Below are 12,445 nucleotides of genomic sequence, written 5' to 3'. Positions count from 1 at the left end.
AGGAGTCTAGACAGTGCGGGTCCGCAGGTCACAGCCGGTTCGGCGGCTACATGCGGCGGGCTTCCCGGCGCGGCTACATGCGGCGGGCTCCCCGGCGCGCTGTGGCCTGCCTGCCCCAACTGCCGTTGCCCACGACCAGCTGACCGTCCGCGCGGGACACGCGGTGGGTCGAGGGGAGGGCTGGGCCGAGGGGAGGGCTCCGAGAGGCGCGCATCGCGCATCGCGCCTTGCGCCGCGCACCGTGCTTCCGGCCGCCGTCCTCGGCGCCGCGTTTCTGCCTCCCTTCTGCCTGGAGTGTCGGGCTCCGAGTTGCTTGGCTGGTCGTAGCGGGGAACCGGGTGGCACCGCCGCCGCCCGGACCCGTCGCAGGAGGCTTCTCCCGCGACGGGACATCCGCACTTGCCCGGGCACGGCCGCCGCCTCTTCGAGGCGCCGAGCGTCCGCCAGGTCCGTGCGGGCACGGGTGTCCGAGGGCTCCGCCGGTATTGCACGGATGAGAGGAGAGCCGGATGAGCCCGGTGCTGACGACCGCCTCGGTGCCCGACGAACACAGACTCGCCTACTGGCGCCGGGCAGTGGAACAGGCGCTGGTGCCCGTGACCATCGCCCTGCGCGGCGACCGCCCTTTCGAAGGACGCATCGTCTCCCACCGGGTCGGAGCCCTGCGGGTCTCCTCCGTCGACGCCGACGGGTACCGCGTCAGCCGGACGCCGGTCCACATCACGCGCTCGCCGGAGCCGCTCGTGGCCGTCGCCCTGCAGATGTCGGGTACGGCGGTGCTCACCCAGGACGGCCGACAGGTCGTCGCGAACCCCGGGGACCTCTTCGTGTGGGACACGACGCGTCCGTACTCCCTGGACTTCCCCGAGCGCTTCTCGACCCGGGTCGTACACATGCCGCGGCACATGCTCGGACTGCCGGACGAGGATCTGCGCCATGTCACCGGCGCCGTGTTCAGCACGGACCGGGGATGCGCCGCGGTCCTCATGCCGTTGCTCGACACGGTCGTCGCCTCGGCGGACGCGTTCTCCCCGGCTGCCGCGAGCGGCCTGGCCAACGGCCTCACCGACGTTTTCGCCGCACTGGTCGCCGAATGCGCCGAGGACACGGTCACGGAGGTCCGGAACGCCGGCAATCAGCTGGTGCGACGGGTCCGCGACCACATCGACGAGAACCTGGGCGATCCCGCGCTGTCACCGGAATCCGTCGCGAAGGCGAACCACATATCGGTGCGGTACCTTCACCGGCTCTTCGAGAGCGAGGGCATCACCGTCAGTCGGCTCATCCAGCGGCGCAGGCTGGAGGAGTGCGCGCGTGAACTGTCCCGCGGCGGCCGGACCGCGCTCACCGTCTCGTCCATCGCCCAGCGCTGGGGATTCGTCAACCCCACCCATTTCAGCCGCGTCTTCAGGGGCGCCTACGGCCTCCCGCCCCGCGAGTGGCGCAGCATGCGCATGGCTACGGGGGACACGGACGCCGAGGTCCCCCGTACCGTCGTCAGGCGCCCGCCTCGACTTGTCGGGACGCCCGCGCGACCGGCCGCCGCGAGCCGCTCGCTCGGCCGGTCCCTGGTGAGCGGGAGCGGCTTCGGGACACTCGCGGAACTCGACTCCGTCGGCGCGGACGCGTCCCGGCTCGGCGGCGACGCCGACGGCCTCGAACGCGGGCCGCAGGGACGCGACGCAGGGTGACGATGCCGCTTCCGATGCGCGCGCTGGAGCCGTGCTCGCGGGAACCGGCCGCACCGTCTTCCCCCACCGTTCGGACGACGGGGTAAAACGGCGCGGAACCACGCATGGGCGGGTGGCGGCGCGGACCCACTCGGCCGTACCCGAAGGCGGGCGCCGTGTCGCTGTGCCGCCTGTTTTCGGACGGCTCCGCCGAATCGTCAGCGAGCGGATCGAACCGCGCGGGCCGCCCGGAGGATCAGCTCGCTCACCGCGTCAGGGTCGCTCACCGCGGCGGCGTGGGGCGCGTGGGGCGCTGACCGTGCGGGCTTTGGCGCGGGCGGCCATCCACCGCTGTGCCGCCGGTGGAATGTTCCGGTCCTCGGTGGCGATCAGGCATCAGTTCGGCGGCTTCTTCCACGCGGCCGCGGTGGCACGCCCCTGGAGCGCGGCCAGGGCGATCGGACGCTGTCCACCGCCATCGTCCGATCGGCTTTCCGCGGATACGGTCCGCCGCCGCACGCACCCTCACGGGAGCCGCCGGAGCAGTGCTCCGGCGGCTGTGCGAGCGGCGTGAGGACCGGTCGGGGACTACTTGACGGTGGCCTTGACGGCTTCCTCGATGAAGGCGACGACCTTCTTGGGGTGGGCCAGCATGACCAGGTGCGAGGAGTCGACCTCGATGGTGGTCATGCCCGCGCGCTGGTAGCCGAAGCGCTCGACGTCGGGGTTGATGGTGTGGTCTGAGGAGGACACCAGGCCGAAGGACGGCTTGGTCTTCCAGGCGGCGGCCGGAGCGGCGTCGGCGAAGGCCTGGGCCGCGAGCGGACGCTGGGAGACGGCGAGTACGGCCGCGACCTCGGGGTCGACGTCGGCGGCGAAGATGGCGGGGAACTTGTCGACCTCCACCGACACATCGGTGCCCGGCGTGTCTGATCCCTCGATGGGGAACGGGGTGTAGACGAGCGCGGCGGCCAGGTCGGAGTCGGGGAAGCGGCCCTGGAGTTCGCCGAGGCTCTCACCCTCCTCAAGGGCGTAGCCGGACAGGTAGACCAGCGCCTGCACGTTCTCCTCCACACCCGCGACGGTGATCACGGCGCCGCCGTAGGAGTGGCCGACGAGGACGACCGGACCGTCGATCTGACGGACGACCGAGGCGACGTAGGCGGAGTCGCCGATCAGGCTGCGGTTGGGGACCGCGGGGGCGACGACCTTCAGGCCGCGATCGAGCAGGGCGGGAATGACGCTGCTGAAGCTGGAGGCGTCGGCGAACGCACCGTGCACCAGTACGACGGTCGGGGCAGGGGAGTGCGGCATGAGTGGACTCGTTTTCTGTGATGCGGTGAAAAGCAGGGCTTTATCCCGGTGGTACATCGGCAAACCTAGAGGCCGTCCGGGGTTCCCGCTTTACTCTCTGCGCCCGGCCTTGGTCCGTGAGCGCACTGGTCAGGACGGCGCCGTGGTGGCAGCGGGATCCGGGTCCCACACGGCCCGCCTGAAGGCCGCTGCCTACCTGTCGATGTCCCACGGCTGGGGCAATGCCCACCCGCCCACCGTCCCCGTCGTCCTTGGCTTCCACCCGACCGCGCCTGCGTCCGCGCGCGCCGGACACACCCTCGCCGCCCTGGGAGCCGCGCGATGACCGACCCACACACCACCGGCCACACCGCGCCCGGCCTGGCCGCAGTCCTCGGCCCGCACCTACACCGGGTCCTTGCCGCGTGCCGCCCTCACAATGGACGCCCCACCCGGGTCGATGCGTGCACCGGGAGCAACGACGATGTCGCAGTCAACGTTGAGGCTGCCCGGGCGGCTGGCATGCAGGCGCATCTGTTCGAGGACAACACCCAGAAGATCACACGCATCGCAGCTCATCTGAACGCCGGGCCCCGCGTTCCAGGGCCTGTCCCGCTCGGATGATGCCGGCCTGGCCGCACGTCGATGACGAGCAGCCCTGGTTCGGACAGGTGCGTTTCCTGGATCGGATCCACGTCTGTCACCACGTGCCCGTGCACGACGGGGTTCCTCACCGACGACCGGTCCACCCGACCGGAGGAACTGTCAGAGGCGACGGCTACCGTCCCGAGCTGATCAGATCGCCGAACTCTTGCACCAACTTCGCCGACGCCGTGACCCAGCACCTCCTGATCGACAAGATCCAACGGCTGCTCGGACGGGCTGATCTCCGGGGCCTTCCGGCTTCGGCTCCCGTCCGCCAGTAACGCGTCGGGGCCAAGGTGCGAGGATGCCCGGTATCGAGGGCCCTTCGCAGTGATGATCTCGGCCATTGGGATGTTGGGACGCGGCTGTGTGGGCGGCCTACGTTGGTGGGAATTGCCTTATGTGTACGAGGCTGTTGCGGATATTTTCTTGTTCAGTTCCGTGACGCGGACGTCCAGGGTGAGGGCTCTGTACAGCGTCCGTGCGTTGGTCCAGTGTTCTCGTGCACCCACGATGTCGTGCAGGGCGCGCAGGGTGTCCCCCCAGGAGTCTTCGGCTGCGGCTTCAAGGTGCTGGTATCCGATGCGCCGACCGAGGTCGACGGAACGTTCCGCGGTGGTGAGTGCGTCGCGGAGGTGTCCGAGGTCGCGCTGGCACATGCCGATGCGGACCAGGGTGGCGGCTTGGAGGAACTGCTGGTCGTTGGGCCCCAGGAGCTCCAGAGTGCGCTGATGAGCGTGGAGGGCGTCCTTCACGTTGTCTTGCAGGCGCAGTACTTGTCCGTAGCGGTAGTAGGCCTGTGCTTCGCCGTGGCGGTCGGCGAGTTCTCGGGTCAGGGAAATGTTTTTGTGCGTGTCGTCGATGACGCTCGTATCGCAGATTCCCTCGATGAGGCGGTGCTGGATCCAGTTGCCGAGGAGCATGGCTTCGGTGGAAGGGTTGCCGTCTTGCCGGGCGGCGTCCAGTCCTCGATGCACTGCGTCAGCCATGGCGTCCAGGGGGTTCTCTTGTCCTTGCAAGGCGAAGGCGCGCACGTTGTATGCCATCGCGAGTACGGCCAGGTCTTCGACGCGGTCGGCTAGGGCGATGGCCAGGAGGGCGTCTGTGGTGGCTTCGCCGAAGGCGTCTTTCTGGGCGCGGGCTCCGGCGAGCATGTAGCGGGCGCGTGCCTCGGCTGCGGGCAGGGATGCCTTGCTGGCCGCCTCGGCGAGGGCTAGGGCGACGGGTTCGGCCTCCTTCCACCGGTGGCCGTGCTCCAGGACAGGGTCCAGTGCGAGCAGTAGGTCCGCGGCGAGGCTGGTGTGGGTGCGTGCGGTCTGGGCGAGCAGGGTGAGGAGGGAGCCGACTTCCAAGCGTCCCCATGCGGAGATGCTGTCCAGGGTGTTGGCGCCTGTTGGCAGGGCGAGGGCGTGGGTCGCCAGCAGGGTGGAGGGCAGGGTGTGACCGGGACGGATGACCCTGTAGGCCATCAGCGCCGTGCTGATGTGGTGTTGTAGAAGCCGGCGGAGCGCTTCGTGCCGATCAGCGGCAGTATCTTCCGCCGCGGATCGGTGGCGGGCGAAGATGCGCACCAGGTCATGGAAGCGGTAGCGCTCGAACGCCGGCGTCTGGAGCATGCCGGCATCGACAAGGTCATCGAGGGTGCGCGTGATTTCGTCGAGGGGTCGGTCGAGGGTAGCGGCTGCTTCGGCGGGCTGGATGAGGGATGTTTCCGGTACGGCGAGCAGGCGGAAGGCGCGTTGCTGGTGGGGGTCGAGCTTGTGGTAGCCCAGGGACAACACGGAGCTGACGGCGGTGTCGATGCCGGATGCTGCTACCGAAGTGGATATATCCGGGGAGGCTTTGCGCTCCTTGGCAAGCTGGAGGAGAAGGTCGGCTATAGGAGTGGCGCCGACGGCGTTGAGCCGGGTGAGGTGGGCGGCGGCGATGCGCAGGGCGAGGGGCAGGCCGCCGCACTGGCGGACCAGTTCGGTTGCTGCCTGGCGTTCGTTCGGCGTCAGAGTCGTGCCGAGGTTTCGGTGCAGCAGTTGCAGCCCCTCAATCTCGCTGAACTCCGCGATGGGGGCGCGGACGAGGGCTGCGAGGGAGGTCAGTGGGTGCCTGCTGGTGACGATCACCGCGGTGGGTGGCGTGCTGGGCAGCAGGTGGCGCAGCTGCTCGCTGTCAGCTGCGTTGTCCAGCACGAGCAGGATGCGACGGCTGGACAGCACGCTTCGCAGGAGGGCGCTTCGCTCGGCGAGTTCTGCGGGGATTTGCTCGTCCGGCACGTCGAGCTGGCGCAGGAAAGAGGCGGCCACGTGAGCGGGATCCGCAGGCGAGGTGCCGGCGCCCCGCAGATCCGCATACAGGCGGCCGTCGGGGAACGCAGCAGTCAACTGATGGACGAGATGGAGGGCAAGAGTCGTCTTGCCGATTCCTCCCATACCGGTCAGAACGACCACGCGCACAGCGGTGGCTGTCGCGCAGTCCTGCGGTGAACCAAGCAGGGCCGTGAGAGCGTCCACTTCCTGCTCTCGGCCGGTGAAGTCTTTGATGGTGTCGGGGAACGGCCCTGCCGTGTGGCGTTGCTCGGGATCCGGGCCCGTGGTGTTACGAATCTCCGCGGCCGCATCGTTCAGGACCGGTCCGGGCAGTGTTCCCAGCTCGTCCAGACTCTTCTCCGCGCGGTGCAGTGCCCGGTGCGCATCGGCGGTGTGGCCGCCGCGGTGCAGTGCGGTGATAAGGAGGGCGTGCAGCACCTCCTGGTGCGGGTGCGCAGTCGTTTCCAGCGTCAACTGGTCGATCACGTCCTGGTAGCGCCCAAGCGCCACCGCCGCTTGGGCTGTTCTGACAACGAGCGCCAGACGCTGTTCTTGCAAGCTGCCTCGCTGGGCCGCGGCGTAGGGCCCGGGTATCTGGGACAGCGCTTCGCCGCGCCAGTGGGCCAGTGCCGTCCGCCCCCAGGACACGACAGCCTCGTGGTCGGCTGCGGTCGCGGCGTGGCCGAGTCGGGTTGTCGCGGTGGAAACGTCGTCCAGGTCCAGCGCGGCGTATTGCTGGGGGATCCGGTATCCGCCGACTGCGGACTCCAGCACCAGGTGGCCCGGGCGGGCTGAAGCGGCGGTCCCCTGCAGTCCGCTACCGGCGGCGACGAGTTGGTCGACGATGGTGCGCAACCGGGACGCGTAAGTGCGGATGATGCCGACGGCACGTGTGGGAGCGGTTTCTCCCCAGATGGCGGTGACGATCTCCTGCACGGGCACTGTCTGGCCACGGTGCAGTAGCAGTACCGCAAGCAGTGCCTGCTGCTGGGGGGACCCCGGTACGAAGCTGCGGCCGCGGTGGGTGACCTGCATCGGCCCCAGGAGGGTGAATCGCAGGCGCAGGCGCCCGTCGGCCGTCGTGCTGCTGTTGTCGTGGGGGCGGTTCACGTGACCTGGACCTTTTCGGAAGTTGCCGCGTAGAGGCGTAGAAGGGGGTGCATGCCATACCGGTGCGGGGCCAGTGGGTGGAGCAGACAGGCGGCGGCCAGCGCTTCGCAGTGTCTGCTCGCCCTGGCGACCGTCATCTTCAATGAGGCCGCGGCTTCCTGCGTGGTGAAGGCTGGTTGGGGTATGCCCGCCAGGATGCGCAGTGTGCGACGGTGCTCCGCGGAGACCGCTAGTTCGCTGTCGGCCAGGATGGCGTGCAGGGAGTGGTGCTCGGTGCGCAGGCCCCGCAGCAGCCCCGTGCCGCCCTTCAGCCTTCCGGCGAGAGCGGCAGGCGACCACTGGGGGCGTGTGGCCAGAGTCACTGCCACCATCTGCAAGGCTTGCGGGAGTCCCGCGCACAGGCTGATCAGCTGCGCGGTCGCGGCGGGATCTTCTTCGATCCGGTGCGCCCCGACGATTGCGGTCAGCAGGTTGTGCGCTGCCTGCGTCGTCAGGCTGTTCAGAAGGTGGCGCTCGGCGGTCCAGCCAGGAAGGGTGGTGCGGCCGGCGACCAACAGCCGGCATGCTTCGGCCAGTGGTAGGAGCGGGACGACCCAGTCCGCGTGATCGGCGTTATCGAGCAGCAGTAGTGCCTCCCGCTGCGCCAGGTGTTCGTGCAGTGCCCGCAGGCTGGCGCCGGGGTGAGAAGGCTTCGGATGGCCCAAGGCGCGCAGCAGGCGGCCGGCAAGCTCGCCAAGGGTCAGGTTCGGACGGGGCGTCTGACGGAGGTCGGCGTAGTAGATGCCGCCCGGAAAGTGTCGTTTTAGCTGGTGGGCGGTGTTGAGGGCCGCAGTTGAGGTGCCCATTCCTGCCATGCCGGCGACCAGGGTCACGGTGGTCCTGGACAAGGGGCTGGTGAGCGCGGTTTCGAGGCGTTCGGTGTCCAGCTGGCGGTCGACGAAGTAGGCCACGGCGGGTGGAAGGTGCACGGGAGCGGTCCCCGAAGAGGCGGCGGGTCGTGCGGACGCGGTTGCCGTCGGCACGTCGAGGCTGCTCGTGGCCCGGACGCGGGGCCGGGCCAGAAGGCGCGTGTACAAGCTCTGCAGTTGATGTTGTGCGGCGTCCCCACGGAATTTCGCGGTGGTCCGGGCGTAGAGGGTGAGCGCCTCGGCGAGTCGACCGCAGGCGTTCAGGGCTTCGAGGAGCAACAGCTGAGCGCGCAGCCGGTCAGGGTGGGTGTGTGCGATGGCCGTGAGGTCGGGGATGGCATCGTGATGTTGTTCGAGACGGATTCTGGCTTCCAGCTGGTGCTCGCGAAGGACGAGGTGCTGCTCTTCGAGGCGGCTGCGCACGGCGGCCGCGGCTGGTCCGGGTACTCGCGTCAGCGGTGTTCCCTGCCAGTGGGCGAGCGCCTGGCTGCTCTCGTGGAGAACAGCGTCCCAGGACCGGGTGTTGCACAGTCCTTCGACGCGGGCTCCGGCATGTTCGAACTGCCATCCGTCGCTGACCATCTCGGGCCTACCCGTGGGTGTGGTCACGTGCAGCACATAGCTGCCGTTCACGGCGTCGATCGCTACCGCAGCCTGCTGGGTGGAAACGCTGCGAAACGCTGTGCGCAGATGCGAGAGATAGGTGCGCAGGGTGCCCTGTGAACCCAGCGGGGGATGCGGGCCCCAGACGTCACGGACGAGGTCCGGTGCGGGAAGGCGTCGTCCCTCGCTCAGGGCCAGGCTGGCGAAAACAGCCTGCTGCCGAGGCGGACCAAGATCAACACTGCGCTCCTCGAGCCAGGCGCCAAGCGGTCCGAGGACGTGGACGCGCAAGGAGGCGCTGTCATCGGACATAAGCCACTCCTCACAGCGTTCTCCCAGGTGAGCGTTGGTTTTCCCTCCGCAGGATAGACCGGATATATCGCACGACGGGGCCGGTGTCCGCCTCTTGGGCAACCAGGTGAGGTGTCCGAAGTCAGGAGCAGGCGATCCTGCACCATCGAGGGTGCGAGGGTTGTGGCCGTCGCTGGTGGTTGACGCTTGACGTGCGACGTCAATCGTTTACCAACATCGGCGGCAGCGGTGTCAGCCACGATCGTGCCCAGCAGGGCTGGTGTCCCTGTACAGCACCCTTGAGGAGGGACGCCGATGGATCATGCCGAATTGGGCGCGTTCTTGAAGTCGCGCCGAGCCCGCGTACAGCCTGCAGATGTCGGTCTTCCGGCCGGGTCGCGTCGCCGCGTACCCGGGCTGCGACGCAATGAGGTGGCGCGACTGGCGGACATGTCGGTCGACTACTACATCGAATTGGAGCAGGGCCGGGCCCAGGTCCCGTCCGCACAGATTCTGGCGTCGGTCGCGCGGGCGCTGCGGCTGGACTCCGACGAATCCGCACATCTTTTTCATCTGGCGGGACGCCGGCACCCGCTTCGTACGGAGCCGCCGGGGAGGCAGCGCGCCATGGCGCAGCTGCTGCACCTGTTGCGCGACACCCCGGCGATGGTGATGACGGACCTGCACGAGATTCTTCTGCAGAACCCCCTGTGCGAGGTGTTGATCGGAGCGCATGCCGGGCCGCCCGGCCCCGAGGCGAGCTTTGTACTGCACTGGTTCACTCGTCCCGGGGCACGAGCCCTGTATCCGAGCGGAGAGCACGCCTACCATTCGCGGTTGCTGGTATCCGACCTGCAGGCCGCTGCGGCCCGCCGCCAGGGGGACTCCTGTGCCCGTGCGCTGGTGACACGTCTGCGTCAGCAGAGCGCGGAGTTCACCGAATTGTGGGACCGCCACGACGTCTCCGTACGCCATGAGGGCACCAGGCGCATCGTCAACCCGGCGCTGGGGCAGATCGAAGTGTCCTGCAACAGCTTCTCCACTGCGGATGCCGCATTGCGGGTGCTGTGGATGGCTCCGGTCGACGACGACGATCTGCGCGGTCTCCAAGCGCTTACTGTCCAAGAGGTCTGGGGTGAGTCAGTCGTCCGCGACGCTACGACAGCTGCCGCCGCTGCGTCCTGATGAGCCTCCGCAGCGTGAGCTGCACCGCCGCGCTGCCAGGACGGACATGCCGTCAGGGCGCGAAAGCCCGCTCAACGGTGCGTGCGAGCGCCGTGCGGCGAGCGTCGTGGGCGGCTTCGGGCTCGTCCTTATGGGCGGTGTACATGGGGCTAGCGGGCGACCAGGTCATCGACATGGCGGTGACGAGGGCAAGTACCTCGCCCGGCGCGATACCGGGGTCGACGATGCCCTTCGCCTGGGCGTCGGTGATGGACCGCAGCTTCTCGGCGTCATGGCCGGGCATGAAGTGGTACAGGTCGCCGGTAGGAGTGCGCTCCAGGCGGGCCCAGGTGGCCAAGCGGACCAGCTCGGGACGAACGAGATAGGCGTCGTAGAGCCGCACGGCGTAGCCGGGCAGGTCGTCGCCGGTGACCGGGACGGTCTCGACGATCATGCTCAGGTGTTCGGTGAAGACGGCGTCGAAGAGTTCGTCCTTGCTGCGGTAATACTTGTAGATCTGCGCCTTGTTGACGTTGGCGTTGGCGGAGATCCGGTCGATGCGTGCGCCCGCGATGCCGTAGGCGGCGAATTCGACCGTTGCAGCGTCGAGCAGGCGCCGACGTGACGCTTCGCCGGCACTGGTGATCTGTCCCGTCTTCATGGCTACATCCTAAACAAACCAGTTCGTTTTCGCCGGGCTGGGGGCCGGCCGCCCCCGTCTCGGTGCTGACCGGGGAGGATCGGGGTGGCCGGAGGGGTGCGGGCGGCGTGGGGGCTCATGGGCGCTGGGCGCTCATGTCGAGGACGAAGCGGTAGCGGACGTCGTTGCGGGCGAGGCGTTCCAGGGCCTCGTTGATCTGGTCGGGGCGCATGATCTCGATCTCTGCGGTGATGCCGTGCGTGGCGCAGAAGTCGAGCATGTCCTGGGTCTCGGCGGTGCCTCCGCTTCCGGCGCCGGCGAGGTTCTTCGCGCCCTGGATCAGGCTGAGCGCCTTCACCTCGATGGCGCTCTCGGGGATGCCGACCACGCAGAGTGTTCCGTCCATGGCCAGCGCGCTCATGTAGGGCTCGATGGAGTGCGGCGCTCCGACGGTGTCGAGGATGAAGTCGAACCGGCCGGCCTGGGCAGCCATTTGCTGATCATCGGTGGACAGCACCACGTCGTCGGCGCCCAGGGCGTGGGCTTCGTCGACCTTGTCCAGGGTCCGGGTGAACTGCACGACCTCGGCGCCGAGCGCGTGGGCGAGTTGAAGCGCGATGTGCCCGAGCCCTCCCATGCCGACGACGCCGACGGTCTTGCCAGGGCCGACACCCCAACGCTTCATGGGCGCGTATGTGGTGATTCCCGCGCACATCAGCGGCGCGGCACCGGCGGGGTCGAGCCCTTCGGGCAGGTGGTAGGTGAACTTCGCGGGCAGGACGTACTCCGAGCAGTAGCCGCCCCGGGTAGGCAGGCCGTCCTTCGGGTCGGTGTTTCCGTAGGTCAGGGTCGGGAACCGCCGGCACCAGTTTTCGCGGCCCGCCAGGCAGGGTGGGCATGTCCCGCAGGAGTCGATGATGTTGCCCACGGCCACCTTGTCGCCGGCCTTGAACCGTGTCACTGCGCTGCCGACGGCGGTGATTTCCCCGGTCATCTCGTGGCCCGGTACCAGGGGGTAGATGGTGCCGTGGCGGATGGCGGCGATGTCGCTGGCGCACACTCCGCAGTAGTCGACCCGTACGGCGACGTCGTCGGCGAGCAGGTCTCGGCGGGTGAAGTCCCACGGCTTGAGCGCGCTGCCTTGGTGATGTGCGGCCCAGCCGCTGACGTTTCTCATGATGGGGATTCCTTCTCGTCGAAGTGCGGAGCGCGGGAGTGTGATCGTTCCCGGCGAGGAGTGGGCGGGGCGGTTTGTTGCGGTGGTGGTGGGCGCGCCGCGCTCAAGGCCGCTGGTGGCGGGCTCGGTCAGTCGTCGAAGGTGATTTCGGCGAGGCGGCTGCCGGCCATCCAGTCCTCGACGGAGGTGGGCTGGGCGATGCGGCCCGGATTGTGGGGCTGGTTGAGGTCGGCGACGAAGTGGGTGAAGATGCGCCGCCGCTCACGGTCGTCGGTGATCGGGATGGCGGTGGCCGGCAGATCGGCTCGCACACCGTGCTTGAGGTGGAAGGTCAGGCGGGGGTTGGTGAGGATGTTGGCGTACCAGCTGGGGCGGGAGGGCAGGCCACTGAGATAGATCTTGCCGTCGGCGCGGTAGAACCAGATCTCGATCCGCCGCGCCTTGCCGGTCTTGGCGCCGATGGTGGTGATGTCGATCGTGCGGTCTCGAGCGGGTGATGCCGGGGTGATCGCCAGGGCCCGGCGTACGGCCTCGTCCATGGGGAGTCTTCCTTCCTTTACGGGTGGGCCTTCGACGTGCAAGGCCTGGTGGTGGCGGGACCGCCGCGGGCGGCATTGAAGAGGAGGTCGCCGGGATGTGCTTGG

Annotated in this window: 9 protein-coding genes; 3 read left to right on the top strand and 6 right to left on the bottom strand. The window is 68.7% G+C overall.

Annotated features, from left to right (window positions below; genetic code table 11):
- The first annotated feature begins 509 nt into the window (after positions 1 to 509).
- Positions 510 to 1,691: a helix-turn-helix domain-containing protein gene (locus ACIP79_RS01950; RefSeq protein ID WP_401217972.1), complete on the top strand. Its 1,182-nt coding sequence runs from the start codon at positions 510 to 512 to the stop codon at positions 1,689 to 1,691.
- Positions 1,692 to 2,258: 567 nt separating this feature from the next.
- Here ACIP79_RS01950 and ACIP79_RS01945 read toward each other — a convergent pair.
- On the bottom strand, positions 2,259 to 2,984 hold the full coding sequence (locus tag ACIP79_RS01945) for an alpha/beta fold hydrolase (protein WP_401217969.1): 726 nt from the start codon (positions 2,982 to 2,984) through the stop codon (positions 2,259 to 2,261).
- A gap of 142 nt (positions 2,985 to 3,126) precedes the next feature.
- Here ACIP79_RS01945 and ACIP79_RS01940 point away from each other — a divergent pair, with 142 nt between their 5' ends.
- The gene (locus tag ACIP79_RS01940) at positions 3,127 to 3,309 is read left to right on the top strand and encodes a hypothetical protein (RefSeq protein ID WP_401217966.1); all 183 of its coding nucleotides are present in this window, start codon (positions 3,127 to 3,129) and stop codon (positions 3,307 to 3,309) included.
- Positions 3,310 to 4,006: 697 nt separating this feature from the next.
- Here the strand turns inward: ACIP79_RS01940 and ACIP79_RS01935 are convergent.
- Both ACIP79_RS01935 and ACIP79_RS01930 read right to left on the bottom strand, forming a co-directional pair.
- Positions 4,007 to 7,018, bottom strand: a complete 3,012-nt coding sequence (locus ACIP79_RS01935) for a BTAD domain-containing putative transcriptional regulator (protein WP_401217963.1) — start codon at positions 7,016 to 7,018, stop codon at positions 4,007 to 4,009.
- Positions 7,015 to 8,841 (bottom strand): BTAD domain-containing putative transcriptional regulator, encoded by a 1,827-nt coding sequence (locus ACIP79_RS01930; RefSeq protein WP_401217960.1) that lies wholly within the window; start codon positions 8,839 to 8,841, stop codon positions 7,015 to 7,017. The genes ACIP79_RS01935 and ACIP79_RS01930 overlap by 4 nt, the downstream gene beginning before the upstream one ends.
- A 294-nt stretch (positions 8,842 to 9,135) precedes the next feature.
- Between ACIP79_RS01930 and ACIP79_RS01925 the strand changes: the two genes are divergently transcribed.
- A complete protein-coding gene (locus ACIP79_RS01925) occupies positions 9,136 to 10,005 on the top strand; it encodes a helix-turn-helix transcriptional regulator (protein ID WP_401217958.1) in 870 nt (289 codons plus the stop codon).
- A gap of 52 nt (positions 10,006 to 10,057) precedes the next feature.
- Here ACIP79_RS01925 and ACIP79_RS01920 read toward each other — a convergent pair whose 3' ends face one another.
- The 3 genes from ACIP79_RS01920 to ACIP79_RS01910 all read right to left on the bottom strand — a co-directional run bounded on the left by ACIP79_RS01920 (position 10,058) and on the right by ACIP79_RS01910 (position 12,340).
- Positions 10,058 to 10,645 (bottom strand): TetR family transcriptional regulator, encoded by a 588-nt coding sequence (locus ACIP79_RS01920; protein WP_401217955.1) that lies wholly within the window; start codon positions 10,643 to 10,645, stop codon positions 10,058 to 10,060.
- Between the two features lie 115 nt (positions 10,646 to 10,760).
- Positions 10,761 to 11,801, bottom strand: coding sequence for an NAD(P)-dependent alcohol dehydrogenase (locus ACIP79_RS01915; RefSeq protein ID WP_401217952.1), 1,041 nt, complete (start codon positions 11,799 to 11,801; stop codon positions 10,761 to 10,763).
- A 128-nt stretch (positions 11,802 to 11,929) separates the two neighbouring features.
- Positions 11,930 to 12,340, bottom strand: a complete 411-nt coding sequence (locus ACIP79_RS01910; RefSeq protein WP_401217949.1) for a nitroreductase/quinone reductase family protein — start codon at positions 12,338 to 12,340, stop codon at positions 11,930 to 11,932.
- Between the last annotated feature and the right edge of the window lie 105 nt (positions 12,341 to 12,445).

This window comes from Streptomyces sp. NPDC088747 (assembly GCF_044751025.1).
In the GTDB taxonomy this organism is placed as follows: domain Bacteria; phylum Actinomycetota; class Actinomycetes; order Streptomycetales; family Streptomycetaceae; genus Streptomyces.
Note: the sequence above shows the minus strand (reverse complement) of the source record. Positions and strands in the feature narration are given on the sequence as shown.